Raw genomic sequence first — 22,490 nt, forward strand, 5'->3', positions numbered from 1 at the left:
CCATCCCCCTAGACTCGACGACGGTGGGGAGAGCCGAGGCGCCGGGCTGGATGCGCTGGGGTCTGGACTGCTGGAGGGGCTGCTGGTGCGGCTCGGTGTGGCCGGCCACACCGCGCGGCTGCTGACCGCGACGCCGGTGCTGCGCCGCTCCTGGCTGCTGGCGGTGGCGTTCGTCCTCGGCCTCACCGTGCTGGCCGTGTATGTCGTCGACGAACCCGCCCTGTTCCTCGCGCTCGCCCCGCTGCTGCCGCTCGCGGGAGTGGCACTGTCGTACGGCCCCGGGCTCGACCCGTCCTACGAACTCGCCGTCGTCGCCCCGATGCACGGGTTCCGGCTGCTGATGGTCCGCACGGTCGCCGTGCTGACCGCCGGCCTCGCGCTGAACGGCCTGGCGACCCTGGCCCTGCCGGAGTACGGACTGCTGGCCCTGGCCTGGCTCCTGCCCGCTCTCGCCCTCACGGCGACGGGCCTGGCGCTGATGCCCCGGCTGGGCCCGGTCCTCGCGCCCGCCCTGGTCGGCGGCGCGTGGCTGACGCTGCTGGTGGTGGCGAAGCAGCACACCCACGGCACGCTCGTGCCCTTCACCACGGCCGGGCAGTCCGCCGCCGCGGCGCTCGCGGTCCTCGCCGCCCTGCTGCTCTTCCAGGTCCGCGACCGGTTCGACGCCCGCCCCACCGGCGGCTTCGCGGGCGGGGGTGCCGCGTGAACACGCCCCCAGGGGCTGTCCGGTGCGCCGGACACACCCCGACCCCGGCCGCCCACCGCACTTTCAGGAGCCCCGCATGACCACCGGCCCTCTCACCGGTCCCACCACCGTCACGGCCACCGGCCTGAGCCTCCGCTACGGCGGCACACGCGCCCTCGACGACGTCTCACTGGAGCTGACCCGCGGCGTGACCGGGCTCCTCGGTCCCAACGGCGCCGGCAAGACCAGCCTGCTCCGGGTGCTCGCCACGGCCGTACCTCCCGACGGCGGCGCGTTCACGGTCCTGGGCCACGACCCGAGCAGGACGAAGGGCCGCCTGGCCGCCCGCCGCACCCTCGGCTACCTGCCCCAGACCCCCGGCTTCCACCCGGACTTCACCACCTTCGACTTCGTCGACTACGTGGCGATCCTCAAGGAACTGACGGACCGCGCGGCCCGCCACCGCGAGGTACGGCGGGTGCTGGAGGCCGTCGACCTCCAGGACGTGCGCGGCAAGCGCATCAAGCGGCTCTCCGGCGGAATGCGGCAGCGTGTCGCCCTGGCCGCCTCCCTCGTCGGCGACCCGGAGTTCCTCGTCCTCGACGAGCCGACCGTCGGTCTCGACCCGGAACAGCGCATGCGCTTCCGCGAGCTGGTCGCCCAAGCGGGCGAGGGCCGCACGGTCCTGCTCTCCACCCACCAGACGGAGGACGTGGCGATGCTCTGCCACCGTGTCGTCGTCCTGACCCAGGGCCGCGTCCGCTTCGACGGCACCCCGGCCGAACTGACCGCCCGCGCGGCCGGCCGGGTCTGGGCCAGCGCCCAACGCGACCCGGGCGCACTGGCCGGCTGGCGCACCGGCACCGGCACCTTCCGCAACGTCGGCGACCCGCCGGCCGGCGCCGACCTGCTCGAACCCACCCTGGAGGACGGCTACCTGCTCGCCCTCGACGGTGAGAACACGCAGGTGACGACGTGAGCACCACGATCACTCGACCCACCCCCGCGGTGACCGAGCCCGCACCCGAGCCCCGCCGCACGGCGGCCGTCCTCGACCTCGCCCGCTTCGAGGCCCGCGAACTCCTGCTCCAGGTCCCGATCCTGGCCGTCTTCGGCCTCTACGTCGTCTACGCGGGCGCCCGCTTGCTGACCCAATCGGGCGGGACCGACGACTACCCGATCCTCAACCAGGTCGACCGTGCCACCCAGGCAGCACCCCTCTTCCCGGCCCTCGCCCTGCTCATCTGCGTCAACTCGGCCGCGCTGCGCTCCCGCAAGCACCACACCGCGGCGCAGTTCGAGGTCCACCCCATGGAGCCGTGGCGGCGCACCCTCGCCCACATGCTGTCGGCGGTGCCGTACGCCGCCCTGACCGCCCTCGTCGTGGCGGTCGAGTTCGCCTGGGAGGCGCTGAAGCCGGGCGCGATCGGTCACGGCTCGTTCGGTGAGCTGGCCGTGGGCCCGCTGGCCGTCCTGCTCGCCGGGGTCCTCGGCGTCCTGCTGGCTCGCCTGCTGCCGTCGACGTTCGTCCCGATGATGTTCGCGATCGTCGGCTACCTGGCCCTCATTTTGGCCTCCGGGATCGAGGCGGAGGGCCACCGCATCGGCTGGCTGTCGCCGCTCATCTTCCAGGACAGCGGCGGCGACCCGGTCCCCGCCGACCTGCTGGGCCGCCCGGCCGACTGGCACGCGCTGTACGTGACGGGCCTGTGCGTCCTGCTGGCCTGTGTGGCGGTCCTGGTCTCCGGCGGCCGCACCCGTGTCATCAAGGCGGTGACCGCGATCGCCGTCGCGGTGACCGCGGTGGGCGCGATCGGTCAGGTCTCAGGCGACGTGCCGGCCCTGGAGAAGGCGCGGGAGACGGCGTACAAGACACCGGAGAAGGTCCAGTCGTGCGCCACGTACGCCGGCTCGACGTACTGCTCGTTCCCCGAGTGGAACGGGGTGCGGGGCGAGTGGGCCGAGGTGGCCGCCCGCGTCCGGGCGGCGGCCGGGGACCAGGCCCGGGACACCCCGCTTACGGTGCGCCAGCGCATCGACACCAGCGGGGGTCTGGAAGCCGATGCCTACCTCAATCCGTCCCGCACTCCAGGCCAGGTCACGGCCGGCACCCGCTGGGGCGGCAACCGCGTCCCCGAGTTCGCCGTCGCGGTCGCCTCGGTTCTGGTCGCCGGCACGGAGGACGAGGCCGGGACCATGTGCGACGCCCGCACGATCACCGTCATGTGGCTGGCCGTCGGCACCGTCCCCCACCCGCTGGACTCCTTCCGCAATGTCCGGCTCGACGACTCCACCGACGGTTCGGCGGTGATCCTGGCCCCCACGGAACCGCTGACGATGACCACCCAACAGACCTCGGTCTTCCGCGCGTTGCTCGACCGGCCGCGCGCCGAGGTGGAGGCCCGCTTCAAGGCCCACTGGACGGAACTGACCTCACCGAAGACGACGACGGCCCAGGCGGCGAAGCTGCTCGGGGTCGAGGCACCGAAGGGGGCGGACAACTGTGAGTAGTGAGGCGGGCGACCGTACTGGACAGACGGAAGGGGGAGCGCCGGAGCTGCGTGTGCTGCTGCGGGCCCTCGTGCCCCCGGTGTGCCGTGCCCTGCCCTGGCGGGCGCTCGCGGTGGCAGGCGCGCTCGGACTGCTGCTCGCCGGGAGCACCAGACTGCCGGACCGGCCGCCGAGCCCCGGGACCGGCCTCGCCGTGCTGCGCATCGTGGCCCTGCTCGGCGCGCTCGGCCTGGCCTTCCTCCTCGACGATCCTGCACGGCACACCACCACGGGTGTCCCGGTGCGTCGCCCGGTCCGTGCGGGCCTGCGCCTGGCGCTCGTCGCGCCGCTCGCGGCGGTCTGGTGGACGGCGGCCCTGTTCCTCATACCGGCGACGTCCCGCCCACCCGCCGCCTTCCTCACCCTGGAGGCCCTGGCTCTGGCCGCCTGCGCCCTCGTCCTTCCTGCCACCGTCATCCGCTTCACGACGGAGACGGAACCCGGCCGGGCCGCGGCCTTCTGGCTGGGGATCGCGACCCTCACCGCGGGCCTCGTCCCCGACAAGTGGGGCCTCCTCGTGGCCGAGGGCACGCAGCAGTGGGGCCCGGCGCACGTGCGGTGGGCGGTGCTGCTGGGGGTGGCGGCGGTGATGTGGGCGATATGCCTGCCGGAACCGTTGAGGCGCCGGTCGATACGTCTCAGTCCGTCCGGCGTTTGAGGGCGAGGCCGTTCAGGCCCCCTTCCTCACCTCGCCTCACGTCTCTGTCCTGTACATCAGATCCACCTCGTGCGTCACGAACCCCAGCCGCTCGTACACCGACACCGCTGCCTTGTTGTCCGCGTCGACGTACAGCATCGCCGTCGGCAACCCCTGTGCCGCGAGATGCCGAAGGCCGATCGTGGTGAGGGACTTGCCGAGGCCGCCGCCCTGGGCGCCGGGGGCGACACCGAGGACGTAGACCTCACCGAGCTGTTGCTCGGCGTGGACCTTGGTCCAGTGGAAGCCGACGAGCCGGTCCCCGCGGAAGGCGAGGAAGAAGCCGGCCGGGTCGAACCAGGGCTCGGCCTTGCGGTCGTCGAGGTCGCGCTGGGTGAGGGAGCCCTGTTCCGGGTGGTGGGCGAAGGCGGCGGCGTTGACGGCGAGCCAGGCCGCGTCGTCGGCGCCGGGGACGAAGGCGCGGACGGTCACGCCCTCGGGGAGGACCGGGTCGGGCAGGTCGAGGTCGGCCAACGGCCGCCGCATCTGACGCAGTTCCCGGAAGAGGGTGAGCCCGAGGACCTGGGCGAGGTGGCGGGCGGCGGAGTGGCCGCCGTGGGCCCACACCCGCAGCCGCTTGCCGGAGGCGGCGAGAAGGGCGGAGCCGAGCGCCCGGCCGTGGCCGTGACCGCGGTGGGAGGGGTGCACGACCAGTTCGGCGGCCGGTGCCTCGACCGGGTCGGTGTCCTCGAGCTGCGCATAGCCGACGAGTTCGTCGCCGACGCTCAGCAGCAGATGGGCGACGCCCTCGCGTTCGCGGCCGCGCAGCTGGAGCCGCCCCTGCTCGGACACCGCCTGCTGGCCGTCGTTGCGGGCGGCGTCGGCGAGCAGGGCGAGGACGGCCTCGGTCTGGTCCGGGGAGAGCGCGGAGTAGGTCTCGATGGAGCGGGAGCCGTAGGGCCGTACGGTGTCGTCGCTGGTCATGCGTATGAGGGTAAAGGGAGGGCCGGGCAAAGTGGCGGCACGGGGGAAGCCGAAGAGGAAGTCCGAGGGGAAGGCCGAGGTGAGGGCCGAGCCGTAGGCCAGGAGGGAGACCGAGCGGGGGGCCGAGAAGGAGGCAAAGAGCAGGGCAAAGGGAAACCAGGATGTAACCATGAACCCCCTGTCGCGCTACGCGCGTTGACCCTAGGCTGCGCCGGACGGGGCCAACCACCTCAAGCAAGCCACAGGGGGGCGAATGCCAGCCACGACCCAGCAGCACCCGACCCGCAGACGCCGTATGTACCGGATCGCCGCGGCCGCCGCCGCACTCACCACCGCCGGCGCGCTCGCCGCCGCGCTGCCCGCGACCGCGTCCGCCGGCGAGAGCCACAAGCCCGGCGGCCACGGCTACCTGCCGAGCCGCTACCAGGACGTACAACTGCTGTCCTTCAACGACCTGCACGGCAACCTGGAGCCGCCGTCCGGTTCGTCCGGCCGGGTCACCGAACTGCAGGCGGACGGCACGACGAAGACGATCGACGCGGGTGGCGTGGAGTACCTGGCGACGCACCTGCGCGAGGCGCGCAAGGGCAACAAGTACTCCGTCACCGCCGCGGGCGGCGACATGGTGGGCGCGTCCCCGCTGATCTCGGGTCTGTTCCACGACGAGCCGACCATCGAGGCGCTGAACAAGCTGGACCTGGACGTCACGTCCGTCGGCAACCACGAGTTCGACGAGGGCGCCAAGGAGCTGGGCCGTCTGCAGAACGGCGGCTGTCACCCGACGGCCGGCTGCTACACGAACGAGGAGTTCGGGGGCGCCGACTTCCCGTACCTGGCGGCCAACGTCCTGAACGAGAAGACCGGCAAGCCGATCCTCAAGCCCTACTGGGTGTGGAAGAAGAACGGCGTCAAGATCGGCTTCATCGGCGTGACGCTGGAGGACACCCCGGGCGTCGTCTCCGCCGAGGGCGTCAAGGGCCTCAAGTTCAAGGACGAGGTCGAGACGATCAACAAGTACGCCAAGGAGCTGGAGCGCCAGGGCGTGAAGTCGGTCGTGGCCCTGATCCACGAGGGCGGGCTCCCGGCGTCTACGTCGTACAACTACGACTGTGACTCGCCCGGTGGCGGCGACGGCATCTCCGGCCCGATCGTCGACATCGCCAAGAACATCACGCCGAAGGTCGACGCCCTCGTCACGGGTCACACGCACGCCGCGTACGCGTGCACCATCAACGACCCGTCGGGTAAGCCGCGCACGGTCACCTCGGCCGCGTCGTTCGGCCGCCTCTACACGGACACCACGCTGACGTACGACCGTTGGACGGGGGACATCGCCCGTACGGCGGTGAAGTCGGCGAACCACGTGGTCACCCGGACCGTCGCCAAGGCGCCGGACATGACCGAGCTGATCAGCAAGTGGAACACCCTGGCGGCCCCGATAGGCAACCGCGCCATCGGTTACGTCTCCGCCGACGTCCCCAACACGGGCACGGAGTCCCCGATGGGTGACCTGATCGCGGACGCGCAGCTCTGGTACGGCAAGAAGCTCGACGCGGAGACGGACCTCGCGCTGATGAACCCGGGCGGAGTCCGGGCGGGCCTCACCTACGCGGCCAAGGGCAGCGAGGGCGACGGGGTGGTGACGTACGCCGAGGGCTTCACCGTGCAGCCGTTCTCCAACACCGTGAACCTGCAGAACTTCACCGGCGCCCAGCTGATCCAGGTGCTCAAGGAGCAGGTGAGCGGCTCGAACGCGGCCTCGCCGAAGATCCTCCAGCCGTCGGCCAACCTGACGTACACGCTGGACCTGACGAAGACCGGCGCGGACCGGGTCGTCACGGACTCCATCAAGGTCAACGGCACGGCGGTGGACCCGGCCGCCACCTACCGCGTCGCCACGAACAGCTTCCTCGCGGGCGGCGGCGACGGCTTCACCACGCTGGGCCAGGGCACGAACGACCTCGTCGGCGCCGACGACCTGACCGCTCTGGAGCAGTACCTGACGGGCAACTCCTCGGCGTCCGCGCCGATCGCGCCGCCGGCGACGAACCGGATCACGGTCGTTCAGTAGCGTTCAGCAGATCGTGAGCTGGGTCGCATAACCGGAGTAGAAGTTGCGGGTGGGGGGCATGTGCATGGTCGGATGGATCGATGCGTTCCCCCCACCACACCTCAACGCATCCCTACCCGAACTCCTATGAGGAGCCCGGGCCTGAGCTCTACCCCGAGCCCGGGCCCGAGCTCTATCCCGAGGCCGGGCCCGAGCCGGAGCCCGAACCCTGGGCCCCGCCGCATCACGGCCGCAGTCGTCGGCGTCGTCGGCGGGGCCGCTTCGCAGGTCTGCCGTTCGTGCTGAAGACGGTCGTCGCGCTGGCGGTCGTCGCCGCCTTTCTCACCCTTGCGGACCGCTGGGCCCTTCTCTACGCCGAACACAAGGCGGGGGACTCCCTCAAGGACCGCCTGAAGCTCACCGCGGCACCCGAGGTGGAGATCGGCGGCTTCCCCTTCCTGCCCCAACTCGTCGGCGGACGCCTGGACTCGGTGAAGGTGACCGTCCCGGACGTGGCAGCCGACCGGGTCACGCTGGCCGCGGTGTCGGCGTCCGCCCGTGACGTACGGCTCGACGGTGACGGGCCGACATCGGTGCGCGGGGCCCGTGTTCCCGAGCTGCACGGCGACGTCCTGCTGTCCTTCGCCGACATGAACCGCGAACTCGGCGCGTCCCAGGTGACGTTCACCGGCGCGGGCCGCGACCGCGTCTCGGCCCGTGGCACCCTGCCGGTCGCCGGGCACGATCTGCGGCTGCGGGCCGACGTCCGCGTGCAGCGCAACGGCGATCAGGGCATCGCCACGGAGATCGGTGGAATGCGCCTGGACATCGGGGACCTGGCGACGTACCGGCCCGGCTCCCGCCCCTCGGAGGGCCTGCACCTGACGCCGAAGTCGGCCGCCGACCTCGCCCGTGAGACCCGCAAGGTGCGGGCGCTGCTCGCGGTGCCGTCGGTCGTGGAGCGTATGGGCGTGCCCGACGCGACCGTTCGCGAGGCGCTGGACAACGACGACCGGCTCGCCGCGCTGACCGGCAATCCGCGCTTCGTCCATCAGGCCATGCGGGTCAACCTCCTCGACCTGGCCCTCGCCCACCCCGAAGTGCTGGACCGCCTGGGCTTCGACCCGGCCCTCCTCGACGCCCTCTCCGGCCTCACCCGCCCGGTCCTCACCGACCGGCTCTCTCTCGCCTTCCGGCTGCCGGAACTGCCCCAGGGTGAGCTGCGGCTGCGGGACGTACGGGTGGAGAAGGACGGGATCAGGGTGCGTGTGGCGGGGCGGGGCCTGGCGTTCGGTCAGTAAGGGCGCGACTGGCGTGTTCTGGTCAAAAGATCCCCATGTCGTCGTGAAGGAGTTGTGGCTGGATTTACCTTTTCGTGGTGCGACGAAGACCAGTTTTTGAGTTATTCCACACAGGTCCATGGAAAAGCGGGGTCCGAGAGGTGAAAAATCTGCTCACGGTTCCTCTCTTTTCTGTGATCTGGAGCACTCGGCCGGATGATCAAGGTCCTTGCGTGGCTGGATCTTTGTGATTTCAATAACCCCTGCAACGGCGCCCGGTGACTCGGGCGCCGTACGTGACGGCTGACAGACCGGTCGCCGTCTCGTTCGTCTCACGGGGAGATACAAATGAAAACGGGTATACGCATGCGCCTGATGTCGGGGGCGGCCGCCGCGTTCGCGGCCGGGGCCCTCGTCCTGACGGCCGCGCCGGCCCACGCCACCTCGGCGTCCACCTCGGTGGGCCTCCCGGGCGGCGACAAGGTCACGATCAACGCCTGGCACTGCGGCTTCTACGTCAGCGCGTGTGACTGGAAGGCGTCGACCAAGCTGTCCGGGACCAACCCCCGCAAGGCCAAGTGGATCCAGAACCGCACGGAACTGGCCGCTCACGGCATCAGCGTCTCCATCAAGATCTCCAAGAACCCCGAGGCCACGCTCACGATGAAGAGCCGGTCCCTGGGGGAGGTGCGCTGGAAGAACACCAACGCCAACATCTCCGACACCTACGGCCAGATGAAGCCGGGCGGCACCACCACGTACGTCTCGACCAAGAGCTGCGGCTCGGCTCAGGTGACCAGCTCGATCAAGGTCAGCGAGAAGTGCGCCTACGCGGGCGCTGCCTGATCTTCCACCAGTGAGGGTGTCACACCGTCAGGGCCCGGCGGTGTGGCACTTTTCGCTGCGGTCCAACATGGCCGCTCGATGAATTGCGGGACGACGCACGGGGGCGTTCGGTGAAATTCGGTTCGGTGACGCGCGGCGGAAAGCCGGCGTCCCGCTTGGCAGGGGCGGTCATGTGCGCCGTTCTCGTCACGGCATGCACATCCACTTCTGGCTCTTCTGATTCCGTGCAGCGTGAATCCGCCGCTGCCCGGCAATTCGACCTCCTGGTCAGTAAACAGAACGGCTACTACTACCACCCGTTCCTGCGGAACCAGCCGGCCGCCCCGGAGGCGCAGTCCTATGCGCTGCGGACGCTTTCCGAGCTGGGCCGCGATCCGAAGACGAGCGCGGCGAGGGCGGAGGTCGAGTCGCTGCGCCGGGAGGCGCTCGAGGCTTCCCCGCTCTGGGGCCGCGACTGGCTGATCCCGCTGCGGCAGGCCGGTGCCGGTACCGCGCTGGGCGCGAGCGATGCCGCGGCCGTGAACAAGCTCCGGGCCAAGGGCGGCTGGTACGTCGACTCGGCCCTCGGCGACGACAGCGACGCGGCACGCCTCGGTGCCACCTGGGCCGCCCTCGAAGTGCTCGACGCACTCGGGTGCCTGGACGGCCTCCCGGCGTCGGACCGTTCCGCCACCGTCTCCTGGCTGCGTTCGCTGACGAAGCTGACGCAGCCCACGAAACCCACGCAGTCCACGCAGCAGGTCGGGAAGCCCCGGCCGCTCGACGAGAGCAGCGCCCTGGCCCGCTCGTTGTACCTGCTGAAGGAGCCAGTCCCCGCCACCCTCACCCGGATCGCCGCGCCGCGTACGGACGACTTCGCCGACCTCACGCCGGACGCCCGGGCGACCCGGCTCGACGACACCTACAGCTACACGCTGATCCAGCAGGCCGCGGGGAAGCGGCCCGTCGTGAACCGCGAGGTCTGGGAGCCGGTGCTCAGGGACGGTGCCACGACGCTGACGTACGAGCAGCTCTACGAACTGGTCCACGTGCTCAAGGCGGCCGGTTCACCCAAGGCCGTGTTCGCGCCGGTGCTGAAGCGGCTCGACGGCGAACGGCTCGACGACGGGACGGTACGCGACCCCGACGCCTACATCGGCAACCCGGACGCCTCCCTCTTCGTACAACGCCTGCGCGTGCTGGCCGGCTGGTCGAGGAAGGACCCAGGCCTGCTGGCGGCCCTCGATCGCGAGGAGAAGTCCGACGACGCCAGCCAGGAAGGTGCCGAGCGACTGAGCCGGGCCGCCCTGCTGAAGGTCACCGCGGGCGGTGGCGCCGGCGAGCAGGCAAGGCAGCTGTGCGCCGACCCGCAGGTGCTGCCCACCACCGTGACCGAGCAGAACGCCACCCAGTGGCAGCGCACCACCCTCAACTGCGCCGACGCCGGGGCCTCGACGCCCGTACCGAAGATCGGCACCTGGAAGACGGACACCCCGGAGCGGGTGGTCGCGGCGGCCACGGTCGCCGTCGGCCTCGCCGACCTCGGACAGCGGGACGACATCCCGTCCTGGATCACCGCCGACGCCCTGGAACACTGGGCGCGAAATCCGGTCCGGTTCACCTCCGTCTACACCTACGCCCTCGTCGTACGGGCCTACTTGCTGGTCGGCGGCGCGATGGACGCACCGCTGCGCGAGGCCCTGGCGCGCGGTGTCACGCCGTACAAGGGCTGTCCCGGACTGCCCGGCCTGTACCAGGTCGGCGGCGGGGACCCCGCCTGCGATCTGAAGACCACCTGGGGTGTGTGGACCCTGGACCGGCAACTGCACGGCGCCATGGGCTGGCTGCCGGCCACGGAGAACGGAAAGTGAGCGAGAGTCCGGTGAACGCACTGCTGCGGGCCGAGGGCGTGGGCAAGTCCTACACCCTGCGCGGAAGGAGGGTCGACGTCCTGCGCGGAGTCGACCTAGCCGTGAGAGGCGGCGAGGTCACGGCCCTGGTCGGCCACTCGGGCTCCGGGAAGACCACGCTCCTGCACATCCTCGGGCTGCTGACCCCGCCGGACAGCGGCCGGGTGTTCGTGGAGGACACGGACGTCTCCGGCCTCGGCGACGGCGCGTTGGCGGATCTGCGCCGCGGTCGGCTCGGGTTCGTCTTCCAGTCGTACAACCTGCTGCCGCAGCACTCGGCACTGCGCAATGTCGTCCTGCCGTACGTCGGCCGCCGCGCCGAGGGCGAGGCACGCGCGCGTACGTTGCTCGAGCGGGTCGGGCTCGCGGAGCGTGCCGACCATCTGCCCAGTGAGCTGTCGGGCGGTGAACAGCAGCGGGTGGCGCTGGCGCGGGCGCTGATCAACGACCCGACCGCCGTGCTGGCCGACGAGCCGACCGGGAATCTCGACTCGGAGAGTGAGGACGTGCTGCTCGGGCTGTTCCGCGAACTGGCGGACGAGGGCCGGGCGGTGCTCCTGGTCACCCACAACCCGGCGGTGTCGGACTTCGCGGATGTGGTGCACCGCCTGGAGGGCGGTGCGTTCACGCAGGTGGCGGCCGACCAGCCCGTGGGCGAGCGGTCCAGGGCCAACACGCGGACCACGCGGACGGAGAGCGCCGAATGAACGTCTTCAGTCTGGCGCTGGCCAACGTCCGCGCCCTGCGCCGCCGCCTGATCGGCCTCGTGACCATGGTCTCGGTCGCCGCCGCCGTCTGTCTCGGCGCGTTGGGCATCGCCGACAGCGCCCAGGGCGTCACCGACTCGGGCGTCACGGAGAGCAGCGCCAACCGCAGCATCACCGTCGACCGTCCGGACTCCCGCCCCGACACCCCACAGTTGACGGACCGTACGGCCGCCCGGCTCGCGAAACTGCCGCACGTCGAGTCGGTGCAGCACCGCGCGCAGGTGTCGTTCGGGGTGCTGACCAAGGCGGGCGACACCGTCCTGCTGTACGCGACGACGTACCGGCCGGCCCTCACCCCGCCGGTCACGAAGTCCATCCGCAAGGATCTCTTCCCGCTGAGGCCCGGCGAGATCGTGGCGCCGGCCGCGTCGCAGGGCGTGGACCTGAGCAAGCTGGTCGGCCAGAAGATCGACATCGAGACCACCCGCTACGTACGGCAGGGCGAGGGGACCGGAGTCAGTGGCCACGCCCGCCTGGTCGGGGTGTACGACCCGACCTGGCAGCTGGACAACCCGGATGCCGCCTACGCCGCCGACTCCACCGTGGTCAGGTGGGCGGCCCAGCGGTCCGGCGAGCCGGAGAAGAGCTACCTCTCCACCATCGGATACGACCAGCTGACCGTGGTCGCGAAGACGGCCGCGGACGTGCCGGACGTGACGCAGGCCGTGCAGAAGCTGGGTTATCCGGCGGTCACCCTTCAGCAGCAGCTCAACGCGCTGCCCGGTGTCCTGGAGATGATCAAAATGGTCGGCCGGGTGCTGCTCGGCGTGCTCGGTGTGCTGGCGTTCGTCGGTGCGATCACCGTGACCGGCGCCCTGTCGCGACAGCGCGCGCAGGAGATCGGCATCCTCAAGGCGGTCGGATTCCGTACGAGGTCGGTGCTGGCGATGCTCGTCACCGAGATGGCGCTGGTCGGAGCCGTGGCCGCGCTGCTCGGCACCGTGCTGGGCGCGGTGCTCGGCTCGGGTGCCGGGGCCCTGCTGCGCGGCAGCGCGGACCTGGCGCCGTACGTCAAGGGCTGGGTGCTGCTGCCGTCGGCGGGCACTCTCCTGCTTCTTCTCGGACTGACGGTGCTGGTGGTGGCGATGGGTTCGCTGGCCCCGGCGCGCAGGGCCGCGAGGATGTCCCCCACAGATGCGATGAAAGACTGGTGAGCCACCCCCATGGCACGTTTCACGACCCGCCGCTCCCTGTTTGTGCCCGCGCTCTTGTCCTCACTCGCCGCCACGGCCGTGCTGACGACCGCCTGCTCCGGCCCCGGCGGTGTCGACCTGGGCAAGGACTGGAAGGGCTCCACGACCTTCGTGCTCGCCAAGGTCGACGGCCTGGTCACGGTCGTCGGGATCAACCCGGACAAGGCACGGGCGGAGAGCCTCGCGGTCGTCCCGCAGCAGGCCGATGACGACGACGCCGTCAGCCCGCAGATCGTCGAACTCGCCGACGGGCGCTGGCTGCTCACCGTGCCCCGCAAGGGCAACAAGCCCGACCGGCGCTACGAGATCTCCCGCAAGGACCATGTCCTCGACGGCCTCAGCGCCGACGAGCGCCTGCGCCGCCTGCTGCCCGGCAAAACCCTGGTCGCCGAGGTGGCCGGGCTGCCCGACACCAAGTCGGCTCGACAGGCCACCGCGTCCACCGTGCTGGTCAAGGACCCCACCCACTGGACGACCAAGCGCGAGCTGAAGATCCCCGGCACCGTCGGGCTCGCGGCATCGGACCCTTCAGCGGACCGTATCTGCCTGGGCAACGACTCGAAGGTCTTCGCCGCCGACCTGACCACCGGCCAGGTGACCCCGGTGTCGGTCCCGCGCGGTCTGGACGTCGAGAACCTCGCCTGCCCCGCCGGTCACCCGGTCATCGTGGGCGGCACTTCATCGAGCACGTCCGGGACGGTGAAGGCCACACTCACCCGCGCAGCCGCCGAAACGACGGTCTCGGTGTCCGGCGGCCGAGTCGACGCGGTGTCAACCACCGGCTCGTCACTCCTGATCGCGACGGCCACGGGCGGGGACACGGACATCCTCGAACTCGACACCACCACCGGCAAGGAACTCCACCGAGCCCGGGTCAAGGGCACGGCAGCCTCCCTGGGCATCACCTCCACCTCCGCGGGCTGGCTCCTCTACACGGAGAAGACGGTGACCCGCGTGGACCCCGCCACGGGCCGCACCAAGAGCTTCGACCTGCCGGGAACGCTGCTGGACAGCTGAGCGGACCCGCCCCGGAACGCGCCCGCCTTCTTTTCCCCGACCGGCCTCGCGGCCACGGGCGTTGAAGGCGGACGCGTCCGGACAGCGGCATACAGCGGCTCACGTCAGCCCTGCGATGACAGTCGGGTCAGGAAGTTCGCGTTGCCGGGGGCCCTGCTGGACACCTGACGGGGGGAGGTCAGGGTTTCCGTAGGTGATCCGGTACCTGCGACTCCCAGCGCCAGTGCAGCAACGCTGCGAGGAGGGTGAAGGAGGCTGTCGGGACGCATACGAGGAGCAGGACGGGGCGGACGACGGCGCCGGAGAGGGCCTCGGCGAACAGCACCACCAGCATGACCAGCAACACGACCACCGCACCGGTCACCGCCCGCTGCCACGCCTTGCGGTGTCCCGCGCGGCGGCGGATCCGTTCCTCCACCTCGGGCCGCCGCGCCCAGGCCGCCCCGCGCCGCAGGTGGGCGGCCTCGCGCAGGGCGCCGACCTCCGCGCGGAGGCCGTAGAGGCCGGGCAACTGCCAGTCGTCGAGGAAGGGGAGACGGGTGCGGCGGCCGTCTTCGCAGTACAGGTAGGCGAACCAGCGGGGCCCGTCGGTGCGCTGGGCCGGGCCGGGTTCGATGCGGAGGTCGTAGACGTCGGGCCAGGCGAATCGGTGGACCCGCAGGGGGCCGTACGCGGTGATGCCCTCGGGGCCGGCGACCGTGCGGCCCCGCCAGTGCAGCAGCGCGGCCCAGCCCAGGACCGTCAGCACCAGCGCCGTCGGGGCCGCTCTGCCCCACCACGGCATGACGTGGTGGTCGCGGGTCAGCTGGAACAGGGCATTCCCGAGACAGATCACGATGAAGCCGAGCGGGCGGCCCGATGTCCGTCTGCGTCGGCCGTACTCCCGTCGGAAACCGACCTCGCCCACCGCACCTCCCCGGGCGCGCGGTTCCAGGTGAAGGCGCGACCGGGGAGATGCTAGGCGCCCCAGGTGAGAACGAAGGTAAACGTGGCGTCAGGAAGCCGACGGAGTCCAGCCGGCCAGCCAGTCCGCGACCTCCTGGTTCGCGGCCTGGGCGTCGGTGAGGATGGGGCGGTCCGAGGTGGCGCCACCCGAGCCGGCGCCGGTGTTCTTGTACTCGGCGAAGCGGTCGTCCTTCCAGGAGAAGCCGCTCATGTCGGTCCACGGGGTGGCCTTGATCGCGGCGCTCAGGCTGGTGTTGCGGACGGTGGTCTGCGGATCGAGGCTCGCGTCGCCGCCGGCGTGCCAGGGGCGGCCGAGGTAGAAGCTGCGGTCGGAGACGTCACCGTTGATCGTGGAGTTGGCGATGAGGATGCCCTTGCGGTTCGCCGCCGTGCTCGGAGCGGTGACGTAGCCGGCCGACGTGCCGTTCCAGCGCTTCTTCAGGGTGATGACGGACTTGTCGATCACGGCGGTGGCCCGGCCGAAGATGAAGTCGACGTTGCCGATGACGTACGAGTTCGTCATGTAGACACGGCCCAGCTTGTCCTTGGACGCCGTGTCCACCAGCAGCGTGTCCTGGTCGCCACTGACGATGACGCCGTCGAGGAAGATCCTGTCGGCGGCGGTGCGCAGGGCGACCGCCTGGTTGGCGATGTCCTGGTGCGCGGCCTCGTCGAAGTCGTTGGAGATGGTCAGGTTGCGGGCCTGGAAGTCGTCCGCCTCGACGGCGACGGAGGCGCTGCCGCCGGTGCCGTACGTGCCCCCGCCGGGCTTCGGAGTGCCCGACGCGTTGTTGTAGACGATCACCGTGTCCTTACGGCTGGCCCCCGTGCCCTGGATGGTGACGTGCGGCTTGTTGGACGGGACCTTGACCAGCTCGCGGTACGTGCCCGGCTTGACGGCGATCACCACGCGGGAGGTGTTGTTCGCGGGTACGGCGTTCACGGCGGCCTGGACGGAGGTGTACTGGCCGCTGCCGTCCTTGGCGACGGTGAGGGTGGTGGCCGCGGCCGCCTTCGTCGTGGCGGTGGTGCCGATGGAGGCGCGCGGGCCCACCCCCGCCTTGAGCAGCGCCGGCACGTCCGCCGCCTTGTCCAGCGTGTACGCGTAGTACTTCTTCGGGTCCCAGGCCGCACCCGAGCCGCCGTTCTCGTTACGGCCGCTCGTGCCGGAGAGGACGTTGCCGCGCTGGACGACGGTGGCCGTGGCGTCACGCGTCACCGGGTTCTTCAGGCCCTGGAAGTAGGAATTCTCAAGCACCATGTTCGTCTTGCCGCGCGAGTAGTTGCCGTACGAGGCGGTGATGGAGGTGCCCGCCGCGTCCTCCAGGTAGTTGTTGTAGAGGTGCGCGTGGGCGACGTTGTCCGTGGAGGGGTTGCGCTGCTCGGTCTCGCGGATCCAGTTGTGGTGGATGGTCATGTCCGCGGTGACGTTGTCGGTCCAGCCGATGCCGAACGCCTTGTTCTCCTGGCTCAGCTTGTTCCAGGAGACCGTCAGGTACGTCGTGTCCTTGCGGCTGTCGATGAGCCCGTCGGCCATGTGCCGCAGGTCGTTGTGGTCGATCCACACGTGGTGCGCGCCGTCCATCTGGATGGCGTCGAAGTCGTGCTCCTTGTCGTTCCACACGCCCTGGTACGCGTCACGGATCGTGAGGTTCCGGATGATCACGTTGTGGACGCCCTGGCCGAGGAAGAAGCCACCGCCGACGATGTGCCCGGAGGTGCCGGCACCGACGATGGTCTTGTGCGACTGGACCTTGATCTCTTTCCCGACCGGGTTCATGTTGATGGTCGCCGCGACGACGATGACGTACGGCTCCGGGGCCGTCGCGTACTTCTCCAGGTCGGCGAGCGTCTTCACGGTGACGGTCTTGCCGTCGCGTCCGCCGTAAGTGCCGTTCTGCCCGAGCGCGTTGACCGACGCGAAGCCGTCCGCGGCGGCGGTGGCCCAGGCGGGAGCGGCGGCGGTGGCGGTGGCGGCGGAGGCCTGGCGGGCGTCCGTGCCGAACATGCCGAGGTCCGTGCCGTAGCTCAGGACGCCGGCGGCGATCAGAGCCAGCGGGACGCCCGCCACCACGGCGGTGCTGCGCCTGCGGTGGCGGGCCTTGCTGCGGATCTCACTCATGCGGGTTCCGTTTCCGTGCGGGGGGATGACCGCTGTGCAGTCGCCTCCCCGCACGGAAAGGTTGCCGCCGACGCGACCGCTTTCCGGCCTACTTGGAGCAGGTCTTCGGGTCCAGCTTCTGCTCCCACTTGTCCTCACGGCCGTCGGGCTGGCCGTTGGGCAGGAGCTTGTCCGAGGTGCCGTCGATGTAATAGCCGTAGGAGTAGATCGTCTTCCACTGGGCGTCCCGGCCGCGCCAGGTGTTCACCGTGGCCTTGTTGCCGTTGTCCTTGTCCCAGCTGTACTCCTCCACCTGGAAGACCGGGTTGACGCGGACCACGCGCTGGTACGGCGTCCAGGTCACGGCGACCTGCGTGCACGGCGGGATGGTCTTCTCGCTGCGGCGCTCGAACGACGAGGTCTTCTCCCAGCCCCACTCGTAGCCCGCGCTGCCGCCCAGGCTGCCCGAGAAGATGCTCTTCGCGAGGGAGAGGCTGATCGAGCCGCCCACGCTCTTCTTCGCGAACGTCTTGGTGCTGTAGCTGCTGACGAAGGTCTCCTTGTCGTCCTTCGATCCGTGATTGCCGATCCACGGCGAGGTGCGGACGGTCTCGCCCTTGGTGGACCAGGTCGAGGCCTGCGCGTAGCCGCACCAGCCGCGGAAGACCTCCCACGGGCCGGCCGGTATCCACAGCGGGGCGATGTCCCGCAGGTACTCGTCGTGGGTCTTGAACTCGCCGGTGTCGACGTTGTACGCGCCGTAGACGCCGGTCAGGCTGGTCTCCTGGTTGCAGAGCCGCTCGATCATCAGGTCGGTGTCGCCCGGGTCCGTACCCCGGACGTTGGTCGCACCGCCCGGCCCACTGCCGGCCGCCTGCGCGGAACCGGAGCCGGCCAGCAGACCGGTCAGGGCGAGGGCGGTGGAGGCGGCGACGAGGCCGCCCTTCTTGAGAGTTGACGTGCGAAGGAGACGCATGGGGGGTGGCTCACTCCTGCTATGCGGTCACAGGTGCGGTGGGGCACCTGTCTGACAGCCGGAGAAGATCGCAGATAACTCACAAGTAGGGTTCGGATCAGGTGAGGAATGACAGGACATTGACAGGAAGCTGGGGGCGCCTGTCGTCGTATGTCCGCTTTACGTGAGCAACTCAGCAAGCTGATCCGCGAGTTGGGTGAGCCAGTCCAGTTGAGGCCCCCCGCGGGCGATGCGGAATCCGTGCCGGCGGCCGTGGAACGCGGTCGTGACGGCATGGAACTGGGCCCAGCGGCGTACGCGTTCGCGATCGAGTTCGGCGGCTTCGGCGAAGAGGTCCAGGATGCGGTGGATGGCCTTGGGGAGATCCACGTCCCGCGCTGCGAGCAGTGCCGGCAGGCGCGACTTGAGCAGGGTGCCGCCGTCGTAGGCGGGGTCCCCCACGTAGCCCTTCGGGTCGACGGCCAGCCAGGGCTCACGGTCGGCGCGGAGGATGTTCCGGGCGTGGAGGTCGCCGTGTATGAGGGTGTCGGGCTGTACGCGGCCCAGTTCGCGGACGGTTGCGAGCGCGGCGTCGAGGGTGCGACGGGACATGGCGTGGGTGAGCTCGATGGCGTCGCGGCGGATCTCCTCCTCCCAGGTGTCGGCCTGGGCTTGGAGCCGGGGGAGGTGGGGTGGCGCGGGTAGGGCGAGCCGACGAGCGAGCTGCCCGGCGACGATCACGATCTCATCGCCGTCCTCGATCTCGGAGAGGGTGGATGTGTGGGCCCGCTCCAGGAGCATGGCGAAGTGTTCGTCCGCGCGGTCGTGGAGGAGTACGGCGCCGTGACCACGCCATGCGGTGAAGGCGTCGGGCTCGTGGACGTTGCCGGGGTGCGGAAAGGACACCTTGAGCACGGCGGCAGTCCCGTCCGGCCGTCTTACGGGGACGATGAGGCCGACACCGCCGTGCAGGACGTCTCCGTCGGGCAGGCAGGCCCAGCGGTCGAGCAACGTGCTTACGATCTCCGGCAGTTCGGCGAGCCAGGCCGCTCCGGCCTCTCCCTCGCGCTCGGCGGTGCTCGTGGCGAAGGCCTCCGGTACGTCGATCATTCGGGCACCCTACGCTCCGCGATGCGGAGTACGTCTCCCAGGGACTCGACGGCCCTGGTGAGCGCGAAACGTACGGCTCGCTCACCGGCCTTGGGATCGGCGAGCACGGCTCTGGCCCCTTCGAGGACCTGCTCTCCCGAGGCGAGTTGAGCGGCCTCGATGTCATCGGCGAGGCGGGAGAGCCGACTGTCGTGACGGTCGGTGCTGAGGTAACAGGGCTTGCCGTCGGGGGTGGCCCAGGGCAGGAGCCTCATGCGCAGACCTCCTGTCGGCGTCGCGCCTGCAGCTTGCGCTCGCGTCGCTCTTCCTCGGTGAGGAGGTAGGGGCGTACGAGGTTGTGAGCGGGCTCGAAGGGCCAGACGTCGAGGGGAGGGCCGGGGGGCCGGGGAGGGTGCGGCGGCGGTAGGCAGGGCGGCTGGGGCGGGGCGGCACGGTGTCGGCTCGTGGACGAGGTTGCGCTCCGGCGACCTGCTGCCCGCGCCAAGACCTGGCACGACCAGCTGCTTCATCTTGAGTCCGCAGCGATGTGGCCCAATCTCGTACTCCAAGTGCTGCCCTTCTCGGCAGGGGCTCACCACCACATGACGGGATCGCTGACGCTGCTTTGGCAGGAAGATGGAAGTGCCGTTGCTTACAAGGAAGGCAACGGTTGCAGTCAGCTGGACGAGGATCCAGACGAGGTTCTGCGGCGACGACTGTCCTACGATCGGCTCCGCGACCTGGCGCTGTCCCCGTCGGATTCGCTGGCGTTCTTAAGGGGCGTACTGGAGGAGCACAGATCATGACGCACTCTCCCGACCTCAGCATCGCCAGGTGGCGCAAGTCGAGTTACAGCGAAGGGGGAGCCAACGACTGCGTGGAGGTCGCGGACGGCTACCCCGGCATAGTCCCCGTCCGCGACAGCAAGGTCGCCGACGGCTCACTGCTCGTCTTCAGGGCGACCTCGTGGACGTCGTTCCTGACACAGCTCAAGGGCGACTAGTGCACACCACCCCCGACCTCACCACCGTTGTGTGGCGCAAGTCGTCCTACAGCGATGGCGGACAGACGAACTGCGTCGAGGTCGCCCACGGCTACCCCACCCTCGTCCCTGTCCGAGACAGCAAAACCCCGGCGGCCCGTCCGCTGCTCCTCTCAGCCGCCTCCTGGTCCGTCTTCGTGGACGGGGTCAAGGGGGAGACGGGGCTGCACACCTTCGGGTGACGTCACTCGGAGTTCCTGACCGGCGATGCTTCGCCACCAACAAGCTGATCTTGTGCTCAGGACACGGGCGACTGATCCAGGAAGTGCGAGGCGGCTATGGTCGTAGACACGGCGCGGCGAAGGAGGGCATCGACCATGACTGCTCACGCTACAGAGAACGATCCGGTCATCCCTCCCATGCCCGAGCGGACCCCGAAGGCATTGCGTGAGGCCATCGCCGAGCATGCCCCCGTGCTCCTTCCTGACTTCGACGAGCACTGGAAGTGGGCGATTGCCGACACTTACGACCTTGGTCCCGTGCCCGCGTTCATGGCCCGCTGGTGGGGTGAGTACGCCATCGCCCGCGACCCCAAGCTCGACGCGCACGTGCACGATCTCGAGCACCGCGCCGCGGAGTCCACCGACATCGCCGAAGCCAGGGCTCTGCTCGAAGAGGTGGCGAAGATTCGCTATCGGGTGCGAGAACTGGAGCCCGGCGAGTGACTGACGGTTTCATGGGGCCGCCTTGGCAGATGGACTGGCGGCTCGATGCTCTCGCTGCCCGCGAAGCGCTGCCGGTGCACGCACGGGAGATGGTCGACGCTGCGCGTGCCGAACTGGTCACGGCGAAAGATCCGTATTTCCGGGGCATCGAGACTGATGCCGACCTGCCCGACGGCATGAAGGTCAGGCCGGACCGGTCCAGCGATCCGAAGGGCCGTCACATCTTCTTCTTCGCCCACGGAAACGGCTGGCTGAAGTACGTCTTCGTGCCCCGCGTCGAAGATCCCCAGATCGTGGTGGAGGAGATCTTCTGGCAGGGAACCGGACCTCTTACGGAATCTCCGGCGGAGCCATAGGCGCCCCCGGCAGCCGTACGGTGACCACCGTGCCGCCCCCCTCCGCGCGAGCCAGCGTCACCTCGCCGCCCCCCTGCTGTACCGTCCGCGCCACGATGGACAGGCCCAGCCCCGACCCCGGCAGAGCTCGCGCACTCTGCGAGCGCCAGAAGCGGTCGAAGACGTGGGGGAGTTCGTCCTCGGGAATGCCAGGTCCGTGGTCCCGTACCGTCAGGACACCCTCGCTCAGCCGCACCTCGATCGTGCCGGCCTCGGGGCTGAACTTCACCGCGTTGTCGAGGATGTTGACGATCGCCCGCTCCAACGCGGCCGGTTCCGCCCGTACGTACCAGGGGTCCAGCGACGCCGTGATCGTCAGCTCGGGGCCGCGCAGGCGGGCTCGCCGCAGGGCCGCCTCGACGGTGTCCTCCAGTGACACCACCTGGACGCGTTCTCCCCGCTGGCCCTCCGAGCGCGACAGCTCCTGCAAGTCTCCGATCAGCGCCGCCAACTCCGTCATCTGCGCCTTCACCGACGCCATCAGTGCCTTGCGGTCCGCCTCGGGGATCGGGCGGCCCGTCTCCTCGCTGCGGGTGAGGAGCTCGATGTTCGTGCGGAGCGATGTCAGGGGAGTGCGGAGTTCGTGGCCGGCGTCCGCGATCAGCTGCTGTTGCAGCTCCCGCGAGCTCGCCAGCGCCGACGTCATCGAGTTGAACGAACGCGACAGGCGCGCCACCTCGTCCTCGCTGTCCTCGTCGACCGGGATGCGGATGCTCAGATCCTCCGTGCGCGCCACGTGTTCCACGGCCTCCGTCAGCTTGTCGACCGGGCGCAGGCCCGCCCGCGCCACCGCCAGACCTGCCGCGCCCGCGCCCACGACTCCGATGCCGGAGACGGCGAGCAGGATCAGGGCGAGTTCGTTGAGGGTGGACTGGGTGCCCTTGAGGGGGATCGCGACGAGGAGAGCGGCCTGCGCGAATGGCTGGGGCTCGCTCCCCAGGCCCTGGCTGACGTACAGCGGCGTGGTCAGCACCCGCACCGCGTTGCCGTCCTCGTCCGTGCCGTTGCGGGTGACCTCCTTCCGGCTGGTCACGTCACCGACGAGATCCTTGTCCGCGTCGGTGACCTTGACCGTGCCCTCGGAGTTCGACGAGACGCACGCTTTGCCGTCCGCCGTGACGAGCTGGAGGTAGATCGAGTCCCGCACCCGGAAGTCACGGCGGGTGTCCACCGGCGTCTCGGGGCAGTCGGTGAGGGTGCTCGCGACAGCGGCGTACGGCTGGGGCCCCGCCGCCTGTTGCAGATCCTCGTCGAGCTGGTCGTACAGCTTCCCCTGCACGATGAACCAACACGTCACCGACACCGCCGCCACCGCGAACGCCACCGCCGCCGCCACCAGCAGCGCCAGCCGGGACCGGATCGGCAGGGAGCGGAACCGGCGTACGACCCTGTGCACCGAG

The 22,490-nt window shown here is 70.2% G+C and carries 23 protein-coding genes; 16 read left to right on the top strand and 7 right to left on the bottom strand.

What is annotated here, in order from left to right; translation table 11 throughout:
• The 4 genes from AC067M_RS09755 to AC067M_RS09770 form a co-directional block, all read left to right on the top strand.
• Positions 1-706, top strand: a 706-nt coding sequence (locus AC067M_RS09755) for a zf-HC2 domain-containing protein (RefSeq protein ID WP_478696475.1), incomplete at its 5' end; no start/stop codon positions are given.
• A gap of 76 nt (positions 707-782) precedes the next feature.
• Positions 783-1,664: an ABC transporter ATP-binding protein gene (locus tag AC067M_RS09760; RefSeq protein WP_478696476.1), complete on the top strand. Its 882-nt coding sequence runs from the start codon at positions 783-785 to the stop codon at positions 1,662-1,664.
• Positions 1,661-3,196, top strand: coding sequence for an ABC transporter permease (locus AC067M_RS09765; RefSeq protein WP_478696477.1), 1,536 nt, complete (start codon positions 1,661-1,663; stop codon positions 3,194-3,196). Before AC067M_RS09760 ends, AC067M_RS09765 begins: the two co-directional genes overlap by 4 nt.
• On the top strand, positions 3,189-3,893 hold the full coding sequence (locus tag AC067M_RS09770) for an ABC transporter (protein WP_478696478.1): 705 nt from the start codon (positions 3,189-3,191) through the stop codon (positions 3,891-3,893). The genes AC067M_RS09765 and AC067M_RS09770 overlap by 8 nt, the downstream gene beginning before the upstream one ends.
• A gap of 36 nt (positions 3,894-3,929) precedes the next feature.
• Here AC067M_RS09770 and mshD read toward each other — a convergent pair whose 3' ends face one another.
• A complete protein-coding gene (gene mshD / locus AC067M_RS09775; RefSeq protein WP_478696479.1) occupies positions 3,930-4,856 on the bottom strand; it encodes a mycothiol synthase in 927 nt (308 codons plus the stop codon).
• 253 nt (positions 4,857-5,109) lie between these two features.
• Here mshD and AC067M_RS09780 point away from each other — a divergent pair, with 253 nt between their 5' ends.
• From AC067M_RS09780 to AC067M_RS09810, 7 genes are all read left to right on the top strand, one after another.
• Entirely contained in the window at positions 5,110-6,927 is a 1,818-nt protein-coding gene (locus AC067M_RS09780) for a bifunctional metallophosphatase/5'-nucleotidase (RefSeq protein WP_478696480.1), read from the top strand.
• Positions 6,928-7,007: 80 nt separating this feature from the next.
• The gene (locus AC067M_RS09785) at positions 7,008-8,207 is read left to right on the top strand and encodes an LmeA family phospholipid-binding protein (protein ID WP_478696481.1); all 1,200 of its coding nucleotides are present in this window, start codon (positions 7,008-7,010) and stop codon (positions 8,205-8,207) included.
• A 327-nt stretch (positions 8,208-8,534) separates the two neighbouring features.
• Complete coding sequence (locus tag AC067M_RS09790) at positions 8,535-9,032, top strand: hypothetical protein (protein ID WP_478696482.1); 498 nt, start codon at positions 8,535-8,537, stop codon at positions 9,030-9,032.
• Between the two features lie 224 nt (positions 9,033-9,256).
• Positions 9,257-10,882 carry a hypothetical protein gene (locus AC067M_RS09795; RefSeq protein WP_478696483.1) on the top strand — a complete coding sequence of 542 codons (1,626 nt, stop codon included), beginning with the start codon at positions 9,257-9,259 and terminating at the stop codon, positions 10,880-10,882.
• A complete protein-coding gene (locus tag AC067M_RS09800; RefSeq protein WP_478696484.1) occupies positions 10,879-11,628 on the top strand; it encodes an ABC transporter ATP-binding protein in 750 nt (249 codons plus the stop codon). Before AC067M_RS09795 ends, AC067M_RS09800 begins: the two co-directional genes overlap by 4 nt.
• Positions 11,625-12,842 (top strand): ABC transporter permease, encoded by a 1,218-nt coding sequence (locus AC067M_RS09805; RefSeq protein WP_478696485.1) that lies wholly within the window; start codon positions 11,625-11,627, stop codon positions 12,840-12,842. The genes AC067M_RS09800 and AC067M_RS09805 overlap by 4 nt, the downstream gene beginning before the upstream one ends.
• A 9-nt stretch (positions 12,843-12,851) precedes the next feature.
• On the top strand, positions 12,852-13,898 hold the full coding sequence (locus AC067M_RS09810; protein WP_478696486.1) for a hypothetical protein: 1,047 nt from the start codon (positions 12,852-12,854) through the stop codon (positions 13,896-13,898).
• Between the two features lie 178 nt (positions 13,899-14,076).
• Here AC067M_RS09810 and AC067M_RS09815 read toward each other — a convergent pair whose 3' ends face one another.
• The 5 genes from AC067M_RS09815 to AC067M_RS09835 all read right to left on the bottom strand — a co-directional run bounded on the left by AC067M_RS09815 (position 14,077) and on the right by AC067M_RS09835 (position 19,263).
• On the bottom strand, positions 14,077-14,805 hold the full coding sequence (locus tag AC067M_RS09815; RefSeq protein ID WP_478696487.1) for a PH domain-containing protein: 729 nt from the start codon (positions 14,803-14,805) through the stop codon (positions 14,077-14,079).
• A gap of 87 nt (positions 14,806-14,892) precedes the next feature.
• A complete protein-coding gene (locus tag AC067M_RS09820) occupies positions 14,893-16,965 on the bottom strand; it encodes a pectinesterase family protein (protein WP_478696488.1) in 2,073 nt (690 codons plus the stop codon).
• Between the two features lie 88 nt (positions 16,966-17,053).
• Positions 17,054-17,920 carry a hypothetical protein gene (locus AC067M_RS09825; RefSeq protein ID WP_478696489.1) on the bottom strand — a complete coding sequence of 289 codons (867 nt, stop codon included), beginning with the start codon at positions 17,918-17,920 and terminating at the stop codon, positions 17,054-17,056.
• Between the two features lie 159 nt (positions 17,921-18,079).
• Entirely contained in the window at positions 18,080-19,009 is a 930-nt protein-coding gene (locus AC067M_RS09830; protein ID WP_478696490.1) for an aminoglycoside phosphotransferase family protein, read from the bottom strand.
• Entirely contained in the window at positions 19,006-19,263 is a 258-nt protein-coding gene (locus AC067M_RS09835) for a hypothetical protein (protein WP_478696491.1), read from the bottom strand. The genes AC067M_RS09830 and AC067M_RS09835 overlap by 4 nt, the downstream gene beginning before the upstream one ends.
• A gap of 189 nt (positions 19,264-19,452) precedes the next feature.
• Between AC067M_RS09835 and AC067M_RS09840 the strand changes: the two genes are divergently transcribed.
• From AC067M_RS09840 to AC067M_RS09860, 5 genes are all read left to right on the top strand, one after another.
• Positions 19,453-19,794 (top strand): Scr1 family TA system antitoxin-like transcriptional regulator, encoded by a 342-nt coding sequence (locus AC067M_RS09840; RefSeq protein ID WP_478696492.1) that lies wholly within the window; start codon positions 19,453-19,455, stop codon positions 19,792-19,794.
• Positions 19,791-19,991 carry a DUF397 domain-containing protein gene (locus AC067M_RS09845; protein WP_478696493.1) on the top strand — a complete coding sequence of 67 codons (201 nt, stop codon included), beginning with the start codon at positions 19,791-19,793 and terminating at the stop codon, positions 19,989-19,991. The genes AC067M_RS09840 and AC067M_RS09845 overlap by 4 nt, the downstream gene beginning before the upstream one ends.
• Positions 19,991-20,212, top strand: a complete 222-nt coding sequence (locus tag AC067M_RS09850; protein WP_478696494.1) for a DUF397 domain-containing protein — start codon at positions 19,991-19,993, stop codon at positions 20,210-20,212. The genes AC067M_RS09845 and AC067M_RS09850 overlap by 1 nt, the downstream gene beginning before the upstream one ends.
• Positions 20,213-20,347: 135 nt before the next feature.
• Positions 20,348-20,695 carry a DUF6247 family protein gene (locus AC067M_RS09855; RefSeq protein WP_478696495.1) on the top strand — a complete coding sequence of 116 codons (348 nt, stop codon included), beginning with the start codon at positions 20,348-20,350 and terminating at the stop codon, positions 20,693-20,695.
• Positions 20,692-21,051, top strand: a complete 360-nt coding sequence (locus AC067M_RS09860; protein WP_478696496.1) for a hypothetical protein — start codon at positions 20,692-20,694, stop codon at positions 21,049-21,051. The genes AC067M_RS09855 and AC067M_RS09860 overlap by 4 nt, the downstream gene beginning before the upstream one ends.
• Here AC067M_RS09860 and AC067M_RS09865 read toward each other — a convergent pair.
• Complete coding sequence (locus AC067M_RS09865; RefSeq protein WP_478696497.1) at positions 21,026-22,486, bottom strand: sensor histidine kinase; 1,461 nt, start codon at positions 22,484-22,486, stop codon at positions 21,026-21,028. The genes AC067M_RS09860 and AC067M_RS09865 overlap by 26 nt on opposite strands.
• Positions 22,487-22,490: the final 4 nt, after the last annotated feature.

This window comes from Streptomyces sp. NPDC043427 (assembly GCF_056436655.1).

Bases quoted from the DNA above. Each gene is read 5' to 3' on its own strand.
- AC067M_RS09820 (WP_478696488.1), bottom strand. From the start codon at position 16,965: ATGAGTGAGATCCGCAGCAAGGCCCGCCACCGCAGGCGCAGCACCGCC.
- AC067M_RS09830 (WP_478696490.1), bottom strand. From the start codon at position 19,009: ATGATCGACGTACCGGAGGCCTTCGCCACGAGCACCGCCGAGCGCGAG.
- AC067M_RS09835 (WP_478696491.1), bottom strand. From the start codon at position 19,263: ATGAGGCTCCTGCCCTGGGCCACCCCCGACGGCAAGCCCTGTTACCTC.
- AC067M_RS09785 (WP_478696481.1), top strand. From the start codon at position 7,008: ATGCGTTCCCCCCACCACACCTCAACGCATCCCTACCCGAACTCCTAT.
- AC067M_RS09790 (WP_478696482.1), top strand. From the start codon at position 8,535: ATGAAAACGGGTATACGCATGCGCCTGATGTCGGGGGCGGCCGCCGCG.
- AC067M_RS09825 (WP_478696489.1), bottom strand. From the start codon at position 17,920: ATGCGTCTCCTTCGCACGTCAACTCTCAAGAAGGGCGGCCTCGTCGCC.
- AC067M_RS09810 (WP_478696486.1), top strand. From the start codon at position 12,852: ATGGCACGTTTCACGACCCGCCGCTCCCTGTTTGTGCCCGCGCTCTTG.
- AC067M_RS09780 (WP_478696480.1), top strand. From the start codon at position 5,110: ATGCCAGCCACGACCCAGCAGCACCCGACCCGCAGACGCCGTATGTAC.
- AC067M_RS09805 (WP_478696485.1), top strand. From the start codon at position 11,625: ATGAACGTCTTCAGTCTGGCGCTGGCCAACGTCCGCGCCCTGCGCCGC.
- mshD (WP_478696479.1), bottom strand. From the start codon at position 4,856: ATGACCAGCGACGACACCGTACGGCCCTACGGCTCCCGCTCCATCGAG.
- AC067M_RS09760 (WP_478696476.1), top strand. From the start codon at position 783: ATGACCACCGGCCCTCTCACCGGTCCCACCACCGTCACGGCCACCGGC.
- AC067M_RS09845 (WP_478696493.1), top strand. From the start codon at position 19,791: ATGACGCACTCTCCCGACCTCAGCATCGCCAGGTGGCGCAAGTCGAGT.
- AC067M_RS09855 (WP_478696495.1), top strand. From the start codon at position 20,348: ATGACTGCTCACGCTACAGAGAACGATCCGGTCATCCCTCCCATGCCC.